A 2,437-nucleotide genomic window follows, 5' to 3' on the forward strand; every position below is an offset into this window, starting at 1 on the left:
CAATTTGGACACCACCCGGTGGCGGTTAGTTAAGGCTGGTAAACCTTGCGGCGTTCAGACCATGCCATCAAGGGATCCTACTGGTTGTTCCGATTCACTCTCTCGTGCCGGGGATTCCGGCTCCCATGACGATCGAAAGCCCGCAACCTTCGATCGACAAGCGACGCATCCAGTTCTGCTCAACGGGTACGGGGACCTATGCGACCACCGATCCAACTTGCCCCGACCAACAGACGATTCGGCAACGCCCCGCCCCAGTGGCTGCGTCGAATCGCGAAAGTCGGCTTCGCCCTTTCGATGATGACGGCGATTGATGCTTCGAGCGTTAGCGCTCAAGTTGCCTCGCTGGCATCGTTCGAACCGGCGACCGCATCGAGGCGTGTGACCGATTCCAGACGTGAAACTCCGACGGTGCTCGCGGTCCGCCGCGCCAGCCCCTCGGTGGTCAACCTGCACGGTCAAAAAACCATCCGCAGCACCGCCGCCGGCCTGGCCGGTGCCACCGACGGCGGCGGTTTCCGACAGGTCAACGGGATGGGCACCGGCGTGGTGATCGATCCGCGTGGCTACGTGATCACGAATTATCACGTCGTCGAAGACGTCGATAACATCCGCGTCACGCTGCACGACGGAACCGTGACGTCGGCCGAACTGATCGCCGCCCGGCCGCGGAACGACTTGGCTTTAGTAAAAGTCGACGTCGAATCCGACTTGCCGACCGTGCCCCGAGGCACCAGCAGCGACCTGATGGTCGGCGAAAGCGTGATCGCGATCGGCAACGCGTATGGCTACGTGCACACCTGCACCCAAGGCATCATCAGCGCCCTGCATCGCGACGTCCCGGTCAACGACACCCAAGACTACGAAGACCTGATTCAAATCAGTGCCGGGATCAATCCGGGCAACTCCGGCGGTCCGCTGTTGAACATCGACGGTGAAATCATCGGCGTCAACGTCGCCGTCCGTGTCGGTGCCCAACAGATCGCCTTTGCGATTCCGATCGACCAGGTCGTCGAAATCGTCACGTCGATGATCGACGAACACAACGCCGAACGTCTTGATACCGGATTGCGAACCAACGGCGGTCCGCGCGACGGCGATGGCATTACCATCGCACATGTCTCCGCTAGCAGCCCCGCCGCACGAGAGGGGCTGAAGCCGGGTGACCGCGTGGTCCGCGTTGGTTCGCGTCCCGTTGACGATCGTTTGGACTTTTCACTCGCCCTGTTGCAAATGCGACCGGGTCAACGGATCCCGATCGCCGTGGAGCGCGACGGCGGCACACTGGAACTGGCCGTCGCAACGACGCCGTCCAAGGCATCCGACGCGAACAACCCCAGCGACACCGCATGGGCCGTGATCGGAATCCGCGCCAAACCGGTCAGCCAATCGACCATGAACCGGCTGAACTCGCGAATGCGAACACCCTACCGCGGGGGTCTGTACATCAATGCGGTCCGCCCCGGCTCGGCCGCGGCGGAGCAGGGGATCCAAGTCGGTGACGTGCTGCTGGGCATCCACGGTTGGCAAACCGCCAGCATCGGTGACTTGGCGGGCATCCTGGACCACCCCGACATGAAAAAGGGTCCGCGAGCAAAGTTTTACATCGTCCGCCGCGAACAAACCCTCTACGGACATTTCCAACTCGCCTCACGCGACGAAAACGTTCGTCACTAACGCCGGCGGTGCAGGCGACCGCTTGGGGGTGCCCCGATCGGTCGACAGGGCTCAAAACCGCCCTGCCCGAAACCGCCCTGCCCGACACAGCACGCTCGTCCCGGAGTAAGCTCGCAGCCACCGCAACGGTTGCGAGCTTACTGACCCAGCCGGGACGAGCGTCTGTTTAAAATGGAACGCATGAAGATTCCATCGATTCAGAGTGGTTGGCTTCGGCCAACGGCCGTATCCATCGATAGCCTTGCGCATCGCCCACGGTCCGCAAACGAAACCGAGAGTGATTGGCCAACGGCCATCAACAAATGTCTCGTCAACCGCGGATCTTGTGCATGGCCGTTGGCCAAATTCGAACTTGTCGCGATGCGGTTCCTGGGGCGGCGCAACCTCGCAAGTGCTCGGTTTGCTTGCCCCAGGCTATGGATCGGCGTGCCCGTAGGGCAACGGGCTAGCGACCAACGCCACCTACTTTGGCATCTATCGAGGGGGTTTTGTTAGCGATACTGGGCTCGCGCCGTTCCGCGACCTTCTGCAGGCCAAAGTAACTGGGCCGTGGCTAGCGACATCGGATCACGATTGTTTCGGTGACGATCAAATCAACAGCCCGCCACGGTGACTACCGAAACTTGAGCACCACAAACTGTTTCAGAATCGCGGAGAGTGTTCCTTCGCGGGTTTCGAACGAACCGCTGTATCCGCGGCTATCGGTGAACCAGATCGCGGCGTTCCCCAATTCGCACGTCTCTCCATCGGACTCGAAGTG

General features: G+C 61.3%; 1 protein-coding gene. It reads left to right on the forward strand.

Going from position 1 to position 2,437, the window contains the following annotated elements; all coding sequences use genetic code 11:
• Positions 1-198: 198 nt before the first annotated feature.
• Entirely contained in the window at positions 199-1,677 is a 1,479-nt protein-coding gene (locus tag ABX749_RS29615; protein WP_372899208.1) for a trypsin-like peptidase domain-containing protein, read from the forward strand.
• Positions 1,678-2,437 lie beyond the last annotated feature (760 nt).

Source organism: Stieleria sp., from assembly GCF_041595215.1.
In the GTDB taxonomy this organism is placed as follows: Bacteria; Planctomycetota; Planctomycetia; order Pirellulales; family Pirellulaceae; genus Stieleria; species Stieleria magnilauensis.